A 14,172-nucleotide genomic window follows, 5' to 3' on the forward strand; every position below is an offset into this window, starting at 1 on the left:
TACGTTACAAATGACAAACTATTCAAATTCAGTTTTACAAGTAGACTACCAGCACCTATAGCACTTTTAATTAATTTTTCATTAAAAAAAACAAGGTATTTTTGCATTAATAATTTTTTAAATTTAGTAATTAACTTGCTGAAAATGAATGGTAAAGGTCTGTTTTTTATAAATAAAGTATTTATATAACTTTGTTTATAATTTATATTATTTACATATATGGACTCAAAAAATTCAATACAAATTCGTATAAAAAAAGAGGCTGTCTTTTAAAAAAAAACAGCCTCCAAACAAAAACCAAAAAAAAATCTCCAATTCTTATATTGGAAAGTTGTTCAATTAAATTTCAACAGTTATTTCAGAAATTCAAGAGCCCGGAATTCTATTCCTAGAATTTGAAATATATAACGGATGTAGATACTAAAGGCTTGCTTTGAATTTCAAATTCTTTTTCAGCTTTTTAAGCCATGCATTTGAAAGTGTAACAGCAATAATTTAGAAAAAATAAGTAGTCGTTATTTTTTTTTATACGATGTTATTTTAGTTATGATTCGTCTTTTGTAGTACGTACTAGGCTGATTCCTGAAGTAAAAAATACCAGTCCAAGAACACCATAGATAATTAGTTCTTTTACATCTCCTGTATTACCTGAAGTATTCGTAAAAACTACAGCAGTATAGATGAGAGCTCCGATTCCTAAAGCTGTGAGCAATGCTCCAAAGATTCTTTTTAAATTCATGATGGTTTATTTTTAAGGATTATTGTTTTGAAAATTAATTATTATAATACAAGACCCAAAGTTGGCTTAATTTGCCTTAAATTCTATTACATAATTTTGTTTAAGAGTTATAATATTCACACCTATTTTAAAAAGTTAGTTTTTAGACAATAAAAAAGAGGCACTCTTTCGAATGCCTCTTTAAGAAATTGTAGGTCGTTATTTATTGTGGACGTGTAACCGAATTCATTTGAAGGGTTACTGCTGTTTGTGCCAACATTCTTCCGTTAATTGTGGCTGCTGTTTGCATGTTTATTCCTGTCATTCCAAGAATGTTTCCTTCAAAATGACTCGTAGTTCCTAAAGTAACAGCATCTGAAACTACCCAAAAGATATTTTTGGCTTGAACTCCACCAGCAAGTGTAATCCTAGCGGCAGAACTCATTTTAAGCGTACCAGCAATTTGGAAAATGAAAATGTCAGTTGGACTACCAGAGATCGTAATATCTGTTGGGATATTAAGTGCGCTAGTCCATTTATATAAACCTGGAGTTAGCGTTTTTCCTCCAATGTCACCAGCACCCAAATTTAAATAATCAGGATTAGATCGGCCTGCTGCATCGGTATAGGCAGTTTGCATATCACCAACAGCCGTAGTTAATCTTGAAGGAGCTGTAATACTGCATGGAAGTGGACCAGCAGCATCAACGGTGTAAATTGCTCCTGTTACTTCAGAACATTCTAATAAAATAGCGGCACCAGTTATTGGACTTGTTCCAATATCTCCTACTACAGCCGATTTATAAACGTCAGTAATTCCTGTTTTTGATAAAATAACAAAATCACCTGCAACTCCAAGATCCACACCTTTTAGAAGATTGGCATTTTTTAAGGATAAATCTCCAGTACTTTTGGTTGTTAATGCTGCTGTTACTAACGATTCTGGTGTTGTCGCGGAAGCAGTAGGAGAGGAGTAACTTTCTTGATTGTTATTACAACTTGTCAATAACACCATCATTAGCATTGCTAAAATTGATAAAAAATTTTTAATTTTCATTTTATGTGAATTTGGGATGTGATTTAATTATCACATAACAAAGATGGTTTATTAATTCCCGTAAGAGGTACGTAATTAAGGATATATGTTACATAATTCACATATTTAACACTAAAATCAGAGTAAATTTTAGAATAACAAAATTTTTTAGTTACCTACAGAAAATATCAGTTGTATTTTTCTATAAAATAAAGTATTGGTAAAAAAATAATGCAATCTAATTAATAAATTGCATTAATGATATTGTAAATAAAAAATGAATCAAAAAGTCTTGTAAAATGGCGTGACTACATTCTATCCATTTATCAACTTAATTCGTTTTCCATTATTTTTTGTTGAAAAGTAGCGTCAATAATTTTTGCAAACGCAAAACAGCAGTTTCACTTTTTACCACCTATCAAAAACTCTTTATTTTATTTCCGTTTTCCTTAGTTAAGTAGTAACAATGGTATAATGTCGTATTTTAAAATCAGGGTAAAAATATGTAATGAGCTGATTTGATGCTGTTTTACTTAATGTTGATTCTTTTGACTTTACGACTTTTAAACTTTCAATTTACTTATGTATTTTTTAGTAAGTTTAATTCTATTTTCAGTTCTTCACAAGCTTGCGTGCAAATGGAAACTACCTGAATGACCATGGTTGTTATCTCTTCAGTGAATTGTTCCTCATTTGAACATTCCTGAATACTTCGGGCCATATTTTCATATTTCGAATTAATTCCCATAATTGTAAATGAGGGGATGATTTTATGAACTGCAGCGCTTAACAAAGTCCAGTTTTTATCTTCCAAACTTTGTTTAATAGTAGTTACTATTGGTTGAGTTTGTTCTAAATAAAGCGCAATCATTTCCGTAATCAATTTGGGGTTTGATTTTGTTCGGGATTTTAAATAATCCAAATTGATACATTTTTCACTATCATTTCTATTTTTGTCCATAGCATCAGTATTACTTGATTTTATTCGCTTAGTTTTTTTTGCTAAACTTACAATTTTGCTATATAATATTCGCTCATCAACGGGTTTTGCAATATAATCATTCATTCCGACATCTTTGCATTTAGCCAAATCAACTGTGGTAACATCAGCAGTTAAAGCAATAATTGGAGTTTTTAAATGCATTGTATTCCGAATGTATTTTGTAGCATCTAACCCATTCATTACGGGCATTTGCAAATCCATCAAAATGACGTCGTAGGTTTCTTTTTTGAGTTTTTCGATGGCGATTTCCCCATTTTCGGCAATATCGCGTTCAAAACCAAAATCATCCAAAAGCGTCTCCATTAATAATTGATTCAAAGGAATGTCTTCTACCACAAGTACTTTTATGCCTTTGTTTTTATTGTCTAATTCCGAAATTGCGATATCTGTTTCAGTAACGGCATTTGTTTTGGGAAAACTCAATACAAAACTAAATGTGGAACCTTCATTAATTTTACTGGTTACGGTAATGGTGCCTCCTTGCGGTTCTACTAATTGTTTAACGATGGCCAATCCTAATCCGGTTCCGCCATATAATCGAGAGGTTCCGCTAGTTGCCTGTTGAAAGTCATCAAAAATAGTGTCAATTTTGTTTTCTTCAATACCTATTCCTGTATCGGTAATGGCAAATTCTACAGTGGCATTTTCTTCATTATGATGCAACAAACGAATGGACACCGTAATTTTTCCTTTTGAAGTAAATTTAATAGCATTACTTACCAAGTTTAATATTATTTGATGCAATCGAACTGGGTCACCTAGTACTACTTTTGGAATACTGTCGTCATATTCTGTTACTAATTCAATGTTTTTTTCTTTTATTTTAGTTTCAAATACATGAAGCATCGCAGAAATAGAGGCCGATAATTTAAAAGGAATTTGTTCAAAAACCATTTTTCCAGCATCTACTTTTGCTAAATCGAGAATGTCGTTGATGAGCACGATTAATGCATCACCCGATACTTTTATGGCATTTAAGTATTCCTTTTGATTTCTAGTCAGTTCTGTTTTTAACGCCACTTTTGTGAATCCTATGATCGCATTCATTGGAGTACGAATTTCATGGCTCATATTTGATAAAAATTGCTGCTTTGCTTTCACAGCATTTTCAGCGATTTTGCTTGCCTTTTCTGCTTTTGTTTTTGCTTCGATCAATTCATTTTCAAATCTTTTTTGAGCGGTCACATCTCTGGCAACAATTACAACTCCAAGTACATTTTCACGGTCGTCTTTATAAACAGATCCATTGAATAAAACTTGGGTCTGTTTGCCTTCATTATGGCGAATAGTAAGAGGAGAATTGGCTACAAATCCATTGGCAAAAACATCCTGATATACTTTACTTGCCTTTTCGGGTTCCGTAAAATAATCGAAGAAATTAGTACCTATTAAATTTTGTCGTGAAAGACCAGTCACTTTTATGGAGGCATTATTTATATCAGTTATTTTCCCTTCAGGGCTAATCGCAAACAATGGATCGTGACTCGCTTCGATAAGACTTAGCGAATAATCGGAAAGTGATTTTTGAGTTTTAACGTCGCTATAAAGCGCTTTCAATTTTTCCTTTTGAACTAATAATTCTTGGTTTTTTTTATGCAAATCTACAAATACGGCCACTTTTGCTTTTAATATTTCTGGCGAAAGTGGTTTAATCATATAATCTACAGCTCCGGTTTGATATCCTTTGAAAATTTGAACGGAATTATCCATGCTTGCCGTCAAAAATATAATTGGAACATGTTGAAGATTTTCGATTTGTCTAATTAATTCTACAGTTTCAAATCCATCCATTTCGGGCATTTGCACATCCATTAAAATGATCGCAAAATCGTGCTCGTGGAGCAAAATCTTTAATGCTTCATTACCTGAATTCGCTTTCACGCACAAATATTCCTTGTTGGAAAGAATTACTTCTAAAGCAAACAAATTTTCTGGAAGATCATCAACCAATAATATTTTAATAAGGTTTTTTACTTTCATTTTTTAATTATTTGCTTAGCCATACGCGCATTAATGACAGTAAACGTTCCACATCTATTGGCTTGGTGATGTAATCATTTGCGCCAGCATCAATGCATTTTTGTTTATCGTCCTTCATCGCTTTTGCGGTTAGTGCTATTATCGGTAATTTCTTGTATTTTATTTGGGAACGGATGTGTTTCATTGCTTCGTAACCATCCATTTCAGGCATCATAATATCCATTAAAACCATATCAATATTAGTATGAACCTCCAGCATTTTCAAAGCTTTTATGCCGTTTTCAGCTTTTATTACTTCGATTCCACGTTCTTGTAATATTTTAGATAAAGCAAATACATTTCGCATGTCGTCATCTACTAATAGTATTTTTTTAGAATTGAAAATAGCTTCTTTATCGTGCAAACTATTAATAATCATTTGTTTTGATTTCGGCAAATTGCTAATAGTCCTGTGAAGGAAAAGAGCGGTCTCATCGAGCAATCGTTCTTCAGATTTTATGCCTTTTATGATAATGCTTTCTGCATATTTATGAAGCATTTCATTTTCTTCTTTTGAAAGTTCCTTCCCAGTATAAACTATAATAGGAGGGATGTGACGCCCTTTTATCATTTCGAGTTTTTGAATAAGGTCAAAACCACTTATATCAGGCAAACCGATATCAAGTATAATACAGTCAATGTGATTTTGTTCGTATATTTCCATCGCTTCTTTTCCAGTTGCTGCTTCAAAACAATGTACATCACCATTACCAATGAGTATTCGCATTGCTTTTCTGGAGTTTTCACTGTCTTCAATAATCAAAAGATTTTTTATTTTCCTATTTACAAAATTTTCAATTCTGTTAAAAGCTTCTTCAAGTTCATTTTTAGAGATTGGTTTCATCAAGTATTCTACAGCTCCTTCTCTAATTGGTTCGAGCGATCGGTCATTTGCTGAAATAACATGTACCGGAATATGTCTTATTGCTGGATTTGCTTTTAAATCTTGCAGGACTGAATGTCCACTGATGCCAGGCAAACCTAAATCGAGAATTATCGCTTGTGGTTTGTATTTTGAAGCTAACACTAAACCATCTTCTCCAGTTGCAGCTGTCAAACATTTGAACCCTTTTTGATTGGCTTGTTTCAAAAGAATAGCAGCAAATTTCAAATCGTCTTCGATAATAAGTACTACTTTATCTTTTGCAACTAGGGTCTCCCTGTCATCTTTTATTCCAGGATAATCTAGAAAATTAATGTCATTTACTGGGTGCGATTTATATACAAAAGGTTTTACAATTTTTGTACTTATTGATTCTTGTTCAGGATTTATTTCTAAAGGTATAACTAGAGAAAAAGTAGCTCCTTCGTCTAAATTACTGCGTACTGTAATTTCACCTTCTAATAATTTTGCCAGTTCCCTAGAAATGGAAAGGCCTAAACCAGTTCCTCCATATTTTCTGGAAGTTCCCCCTTCAGCTTGTTGAAAAGCTTCAAATATAGCCGTTTGTTTGTCTTCCGATATTCCGATTCCAGAATCGATAACAGAAAAAATCAAGGTGTTTTCTGTATTCCGGTCTACAAGAATACTTACACTTCCTTTTTCGGTAAATTTTATGGCATTGGATATAAGATTTTTCAATATCTGACTCAAACGTTGTTCATCTGTACGAATGAATTCGGGTAATGTTTTGCCTAGTTTGCAAATTATATTTAACCCTTTTTGTTCTGCATGATGTTTAAAATTGCGAATAAGATTGTCTGTGAATTTTTTCAAAGGTACATTTTCAACATTGACAGCCATTTTTCCAGCTTCAATTTTGGAAAGATCCAGCACTTCATTGATTAATACCAAAAGGTCATGACCACTTTTATATATTATTTCGGCACTTTCGACCTGAACATCATCCAGATTTTTCTTTCTGTTTTCGGATAAATCTTTAGAGAGTATCAGCAAACTGTTGAGTGGTGTTCTCAACTCATGCGACATGTTGGCGAGAAATTCCGATTTGTATTTGCTACTTATTTCAAGTTGTTTTGTTTTTTGTTCAATATTATTTTTTGAAGCTTCAACTTCTCTATTTTTCACTTCCAATGATTGGGTTTGCTCTTCCAATTCTTCATTGGTCATTTGCAATTCTTCTTGCTGCTGTTTCAGATTTTGCGCCTGTTGTTCCAATTCCTCATTTAGTTGTCGGAGTTCTTCTTGCTGAATTTGAAGTTCTTCGGCTTGATTTGAAAGTTCTTTGTTGACAATTACTAACTCTACAGCTCGTTTTTCTTTCTCATCGTTTTGATAAGCGAGTTCTTTATTCGCAATTCCTAGTTCTGCGGCTCGTTTTTCTTTCTCTTCATTTTGGTAGGCGAGTTCTTTATTTGCAATTCCTAATTCTGCGGCTCGTTTTTCTTTCTCGTCATTTTGAAAAGCCAGTTCTTTGTTGGCAATTCCTAATTCTGCGGCTCGTTTTTCTTTCTCTTCATTTTGATACGCCAATTCTTTGTTGGCAATTCCTAACTCTGCGGCTCTTTTTTCTTTTTCCTCATTTTGATACGCCAATTCTTTGTTGGCAACACCTAACTCTGCAGCTCTTTTTTCTTTCTCCTCATTTTGGTATGCTAATTCTGTGTTGGCAATACCTAACTCTGCGGCTCTTTTTTCTTTCTCTTCCGCTTGCTGAACCGTGTAAACGCTTATAGCAATACTGTTCATAGAAACTGCGATAAATTCTTTTTCTGTTTCGGTGAAATGCGTCAGTTTGCCTATTTCTATTACGCCTACCGTTTTACCATCAAGCAAAAATGGAGTTATAAGTAGGTTTTTTGGTTTTGCATCTACAAAAGATGATGTGATTCGTATTTGTTCTTCGGAGATATCTGTCAAAAAAATTTGTTTTTGTTCCCAAGCAACCTGACCAATTAAACCCTCATGTAAAGTAAATTTTTCTTTGATGTCATTTGGAGACGAAAAAGCAAATTGCCCACCCAGCTGTAAGGTATTGTCTTTATCATTAAAAAGATAAACAGCCCCTATATTGGCTTTGAGATAATTGCATAAAAAGCTAATGGTGCCGTTTGCCAACTGTGTTATACTTTGGTCTCCAATTAATTTTTCATTTAGTTCGAAGTTACCAGTAAGTAACCAGTTTTTGCTAGCAGTTTCTGATTCAGCTATTTCTAGGGCTTTCAAATTTTCAGTGACTACATAGTAGACAACTACAAGAATGAGAATAATAATCAATAGTAAAACGGCAAATACGGAATTAAATGTAGCAGCATCATCCTCACTGGCTATTTTTCTTTCCGAGAGTAATTGATATTCTATTTCCTCAGCCCTATCAATTATTAGTCCTATTTTTTCTTGAATTATTTTTCCTTTTCGTGTTGCTATAAATTCTTTGGCTTTTTCAAAATTATTTTTACGGAGTGCTATGGCAGTGTTTAAATTATCAAAACGAATTTTGATTTCATTTTGCAATTCTTCAATGTTATTTTGCTGATTCAGATTGTCTTTTGTTAACTCTTTAACCTTATTCAAATGTTGTTTTACAAATGTATCTGAAGTCGAAAAATAATTCAGATAATAATTATCTCCTGTAATAACATAACCACGTACTCCAGTCTCAGCACTAAGGGTATAGATCAATATTTTCTCAAATTCATGCAATACCTGATTGGTATGATTAATCAATGCATTTGAAGCAACAAATTTTTCACTATTTTTAAAAGAGAAAATGGCAACGCCAAAAATCACTAAGATGCTAACAATAAATCCTAATACTATTTTTCTGCCAAGGGATATCTTCATTTTGATTTTTATAAGTTTTATTCTGATTCACTTTTTGGGTTATCGATTTTTAGTAATAACGCAACAATGTTTTTTAATGGTAAAATATAATCGGGTGTTATTGCCGCAATGGCTGATGCAGGCATATAAGCACATTCTGCTGTTTTTGGATCCTGAACAATGGCAAGGCCTCCGTATTCTTTTATTCTTTTTATACCATTTGCCCCGTCATGATTTGCCCCTGTAAGTACGATTCCTATCAGCGTATTTTTATAGGCTTCAGCTGCCGATTCAAACAATACATCGATGGATGGTCTTGCATAATTGAAGCGTTCATCAATTGTTAGGGAAAAGGTTTTGTCTTTTTCGATCATTAAATGATAATTTGGAGGAGCAATGTAAATGTTTCCAGCGACAATTGCTTCTTTTTCATCCGCTTCTTTTACATGGAGATTACTTTCATTATTTAATAGTTGTATCCATTGACCATCTGAACGGGCATTTAAATGCTGCACTATAATTATTGGAATATTGAAATCTTTAGGCAAAAGAGAAAATAGGACTTTCATCGCGCTCATTCCTCCTGAAGATACTCCTATTACGATTGCTTCGTGCTTCATTTTTAATTAATATCTTTTTTTATAGATGCGTTGATATTTATCCAATTCGATATATTCTTCCTGAAAATCGGTATAACACAAACTTTCTTTTGATCCCAAACATAAAACACCTCCGTTAATAAGACTGTTATTAAAAAGTTCTTGTACTTTATTTTGTAAATCTTTATCAAAATAAATAAGTACGTTTCGGCATAATATTAAGTTGACTTCTGCAAATACACTGTCTGTTACCAAATTATGATTTGCCCAAACGATGTTTTTCTTTAATGACTGATTCATTATTACGTTATCATAATTCGATGTATAATAACTTGAAAAAGAATCTTTTCCTCCGGATAACTGATAGTTGACAGAATATTCTTTAATCATTTTGTTAGAGAAGATACCTTCTTTCGCCTGATTCAAGGCTAATTGGTTAAAATCAGTGGCATAGATTGTAGTTCGGTCATATAAGCCTTCTTCCTGCAAAAGGATAGCCATCGAATAGGCTTCTTCACCTGTTGCGCAGCCGGCATGCCATATTTTTATAAAAGGATACGTTTTTAAGATAGGGATCACTTTTTCCCGCAATGATTTATAAAAGGCAGGGTCGCGAAACATTTCAGTAACTGTTATTGATAAATCCTGCAATAGTTTAGAGGCAAATAGTTCATCATTAAGAACTTCAGATTGCATTTGAGAAATATATTCAAATCCCGTCATTTTCATCCTATTCATAAGCCTGCGTCTGATGTGGGCTTGAGAATACTGTCTAAAATCATAACCGTATTTCTGAAAAATAGCTTCTAATAGTAATGATATTTCTATATCTGATGTGTCTTTATGGATCATTTTATAGAATAAATTTCTTTTATTATTGTGTTTGTGGTATTGACTTGCAACTTACTTCTTTTTTTATGACATATTTCATCTTTGCCAATTAATAATAATTCATTGTGCTGTTACTAATTTTTTTGTTGAGCGAAAATTAGGACTACATTCTATCCATATACCAATTTAATTGTTTTTCCATTTTTTTAAATTCAAAAATGGCAGTAATTATTTTTTGAAGACGGATAAAGGCAGTTTCACTTTTTACTACATAGTCAAAAGCCTTATGGTGCATACAATTTATGGCGACTTCAATTTTATCTTGTGAGGAAAGCATGACCACAGAAAGATCGGGATTAAAATCTTTTATTTTGTCCAAAGTTGCTATTCCGTTCATCGCATCTTGGTCAATACCATCCAGTTGATAATCCAATATAATTACATCTGGATTATGCGATAAATGGGCTACACAAAGTTCACCTGTTGCATAGGTTTCGATAGTGAAATCGGCATGTTCTAGAAATTCAATTTCTAATGATTTTAAAAATAGAGCATCATCATCTACTAAGAATATTTTTATTTTATTTTCGTTTTTCACGATATAGTGTTTTTAATTAAGTTAAATTCTTTTTCTAGTTCTTCGCAAGCTTGCAGGCAAATTTCATCTATTTGGATTACCATTCCTTCTGTTTCTTTTGTAAATTGGACTGCATTGGAACAATCCTGTATTTTTCGTGCCATATTTTCATATTGTGGACTTATACCCATTATAGCAAAAGAAGGGATGATTTTATGAACCGTGCTACTTAACAGAGACCAGTTGTTTTCCGCCATACTTTGTTTCATTGTGCTTAATAAGGGTGGAGTTTGTTGCAAATAGGTTGAAATCAATTCCACCATTAATTTGGGGTTTGATTTTGTTCGGGCATTTAAATAATCCAAATTAATGCATTTCGTTTTTTCGGTTTCACTTTTACATTCAATCTCCTTTTTACGGATAATTTCAGTTTCATTCCCTTTACTATTTTTCTGTTTTTTTACTAAGTCAACAATTTTGCTGTACAATATGCGTTCATCTACCGGTTTTGCAATGTAATCATTCATACCAACTTCTTTGCATTTTGCCAAATCAACCGTTGTGACATCAGCAGTTAAAGCGATAATCGGAATTTTTAATTTCATAGTATTTCGAATGTGTTTTGTAGCTTCAAAACCATTCATTACAGGCATTTGCAAATCCATTAAAATGATATTGTAAGTTTCTTTTTCTAGTTTTTCGATGGCGATTTTTCCGTTTTCGGCGATGTCGCGTTCAAAACCAAAATCATCCAAAAGCGTCTTCATTAATAATTGATTCAACGGCATGTCTTCTACAACTAGTACTTTTATGTTCTTGATTTCGGAATCAATTTCAACTATTTCAGTTTCCACACCAGCTTCAATCGTTGTTTTCTTGAAACTCAAAATGAAACTAAAAGTGGTGCCCTCATTAATTTTACTTTTTACGCTAATCGTCCCACCTTGTGGTTCTACCAGTTGTTTTACAATAGCGAGTCCTAATCCCGTTCCTCCATATAACCTTGAGGTGTCGCTAGTAGCTTGTTGAAAATCGTCAAAAATAGATTCTATTTTACTTTCTTCAATTCCAATTCCAGTATCAGTAACAGCAAATTCAATGGTAGCAGATTCTTCATCTTCATTTATCAATTTAATACTAACTGTTATTATTCCTTTCGAAGTGAATTTAATAGCGTTACTTACTAAATTCAAAATTATTTGGTGCAAACGAACTGGATCGCCCAATACTACTTTTGGAATAGAATCATCATATACGGTTACTAATTCTAAATTTTTTTCCTGTATTTTGGTTTCAAACACATGAAGCATAGCCGAAACGGAAGCAGATAATTTAAAAGGTACCTTTTCAAAAGTCATTTTACCCGAATCAACTTTTGCCAAGTCAAGAATGTCATTGATTAATACAATTAAGGCATCACCACTCATTTTTATAGCAGATAAATATTCTTTTTGTTTTTCAGTCAAATCTGTTTTTAGAACCACTTTTGTAAATCCGATAATAGCATTCATGGGTGTCCGAATTTCATGACTCATATTGGACAAAAACTGTTGTTTTGCTTTTACAGCATTTTCGGCAATTCCGGTTGCATTTTCTGCATTTCTTTTTTCTTCTTCGGCTATTCCTGTTGCCAATTCAGCAAAAACTCTTGCTTCAATCAGTTCTGTTGCTATTCTTTTTTGATCTGTAATATCTCTAGCTGCTGCAAAAACCCCAAGTACATTACCATTATCATCCTTATAAACAGAAGCATTGTATAATACATCTATTAATTGCCCGTTGAGGTGTTTTATGGTTAACGGGTAATCCTCAACATATCCTTTTTCAAAAACTTGTCTATAGCCTTCTTGTGCTTTTTCAGGCTCTGTAAAATAGTTTGAAAAATCGGTGCCAATAAGTATTTCTCGCTCCACTCCAGTTACTTCAGTAGAGGCGTTATTAACATCTGTTATTTTTCCTTCCGCACTAATCGTTAATAGGGGATCTAAACTTGCTTCAATTAAACTCCGAGCATATTTTGATGCTAACTTTAAAGAATTATTGATTTTTTCAAGTTCTATATTGGCTATTTCCCGTTTTTCTTTCTCCTTGTTTTGAAACTCCAATTCTAAGTCAGCAATCACTAATTCATCGGCTCTTTTTATTTTTTCTTTGTTTTGGAATAGCAATTCCTTGTTGGCAATGACTAGCTCCGCTGCCCGTTTTTCTTTCTCTTCGTTTTGATATTCCAATTCTTTGTTGGCAATAACCAATTCAGCTGCCCGTTTTTCTTTTATCTTATTCTGAAAAGCCAATTCTTTGTTGGCAATAACTAACTCAGCTGCCCGTTTTTCTTTCTCATCATTTTGATATTCCAATTCTTTATTGGCAATCACCAATTCAGCTGCTCGTTTTTCTTTTATCTTATTCTGAAAAGCCAATTCTTCATTTGCAATTACTAATTCATTTGCTCTGTTTTCCCTTTCTTTATTTTGAAAGGCAAGTTCATTATTGGCAACTATTAATTCTGCTTCCCGATTTTCTCTTTCTACATTCTGGTTGGCCAATTCTTTATTGATTTCGCTTAACTCATTTGCTCTTTTTTCTTTTTCTTCGTTTTGAAAAGCCAATTCTTTATTGGCAATCCTTAAATCTTGTGCCCATTTTTGTTCAGCAATATCTCTTGCTACAATTACGACTCCAAGAATATTACCTTTATCATCTTTGTAAACCGAACCATTGAATAAAACATCAGTGAGTTTGCCCTCTTTATGGAGTAGGGTAAGCGGCGAATCGGCGACGGAACCTTTAGCAAAAACTTCTTGATATACTTCACGAGCCTTTTGTGGTTCTGTGAAATATTCAAAAAAATCAGAACCTATAAGTTCATTCCGTTCTACACCTGTAATATTTACCGTGGCTTGATTCGTATCCATAATTTTACCCAAAGTGCTAATGGTAACTAATGGATCAAGACTCGCTTCTATGAGACTTAAGGAATATTGTGAGGCTAATTTTTGGTCTGCTGTAAATGCTTCTAATTGATTATTTCTAGTTTTTAAATTTTTGATATTTATAAAAATAATAGTAAAAATCACAACAATGAAAATGAGTATTATAAAAAATAGAAATTCAGAATAGGTGTTGTTATTTTCTTTTTCTGTTTTTCGTTGCTTGAGCAGTTTAAACTCAGCTGAATTGATATCAGTTACCAATTTTTTTATTTTTTCGGTAATATTTTTTCCTTTTTTAAGGATTTCTACCTTTTCAATTTCAGTCAGTCGATTGTGCTTTCGGTCTTCAATAATCTGATTAACCAAGACTAATTTATCTGCGCATTTTCCTTTCAAGGAGTCTATTCGTACTTGTTGATTTGCTTCGTCTTTAGTGAGAACCGATAATGCAATCAAGTTCTGATTCATTTTAACTATAGAGGAATTGAATGATTCTAAAAAAAAGTTGTTTCCTGTTATCATATAACCTCTGGTCATATTTTCAAGGTCAAGAATACCCAAAAGTAAATTGTCGTTTTTGTGAATTACATCCTGTGTGTGCTCAATCAATTCACTTGTTGATTTTGCTTTTATATTATTATAATAAAAAATCATCAATACTGATAACAATAAAGTAGCCATAATGAAATAGGATAGATGTGTTCTATTTTCGGAAGCTAATTTCATAACCCT

Annotated in this window: 8 protein-coding genes; all 8 read right to left on the reverse strand. The window is 32.8% G+C overall.

Features of this window, described 5'->3' with window-relative positions; translation table 11 throughout:
* Window positions 1-544 precede the first annotated feature (544 nt).
* The 8 genes from E0F76_RS04725 to E0F76_RS04755 all read right to left on the reverse strand — a co-directional run bounded on the left by E0F76_RS04725 (window position 545) and on the right by E0F76_RS04755 (window position 14,166).
* On the reverse strand, window positions 545-739 hold the full coding sequence (locus E0F76_RS04725) for a hypothetical protein (protein WP_132002096.1): 195 nt from the start codon (window positions 737-739) through the stop codon (window positions 545-547).
* A gap of 202 nt (window positions 740-941) precedes the next feature.
* Window positions 942-1,775, reverse strand: a complete 834-nt coding sequence (locus tag E0F76_RS04730) for an ice-binding protein (protein ID WP_132002099.1) — start codon at window positions 1,773-1,775, stop codon at window positions 942-944.
* Between the two features lie 559 nt (window positions 1,776-2,334).
* The gene (locus tag E0F76_RS04735; RefSeq protein ID WP_246021982.1) at window positions 2,335-4,737 is read right to left on the reverse strand and encodes a response regulator; all 2,403 of its coding nucleotides are present in this window, start codon (window positions 4,735-4,737) and stop codon (window positions 2,335-2,337) included.
* A gap of 7 nt (window positions 4,738-4,744) precedes the next feature.
* Window positions 4,745-8,521, reverse strand: a complete 3,777-nt coding sequence (locus tag E0F76_RS04740; protein ID WP_132002102.1) for a response regulator — start codon at window positions 8,519-8,521, stop codon at window positions 4,745-4,747.
* 17 nt (window positions 8,522-8,538) lie between these two features.
* The gene (locus E0F76_RS19240; RefSeq protein ID WP_165932637.1) at window positions 8,539-9,120 is read right to left on the reverse strand and encodes a chemotaxis protein CheB; all 582 of its coding nucleotides are present in this window, start codon (window positions 9,118-9,120) and stop codon (window positions 8,539-8,541) included.
* A 6-nt stretch (window positions 9,121-9,126) separates the two neighbouring features.
* Complete coding sequence (locus E0F76_RS19245; protein WP_165932638.1) at window positions 9,127-9,951, reverse strand: CheR family methyltransferase; 825 nt, start codon at window positions 9,949-9,951, stop codon at window positions 9,127-9,129.
* A gap of 142 nt (window positions 9,952-10,093) precedes the next feature.
* Window positions 10,094-10,528 (reverse strand): response regulator, encoded by a 435-nt coding sequence (locus E0F76_RS04750; protein WP_132002105.1) that lies wholly within the window; start codon window positions 10,526-10,528, stop codon window positions 10,094-10,096.
* Window positions 10,525-14,166 (reverse strand): PAS domain S-box protein, encoded by a 3,642-nt coding sequence (locus tag E0F76_RS04755; protein ID WP_132002108.1) that lies wholly within the window; start codon window positions 14,164-14,166, stop codon window positions 10,525-10,527. Before E0F76_RS04755 ends, E0F76_RS04750 begins: the two co-directional genes overlap by 4 nt.
* Window positions 14,167-14,172: the final 6 nt, after the last annotated feature.

The sequence above is a fragment of the Flavobacterium cellulosilyticum genome (assembly GCF_004349355.1).
In the GTDB taxonomy this organism is placed as follows: domain Bacteria; phylum Bacteroidota; class Bacteroidia; order Flavobacteriales; family Flavobacteriaceae; genus Flavobacterium; species Flavobacterium cellulosilyticum.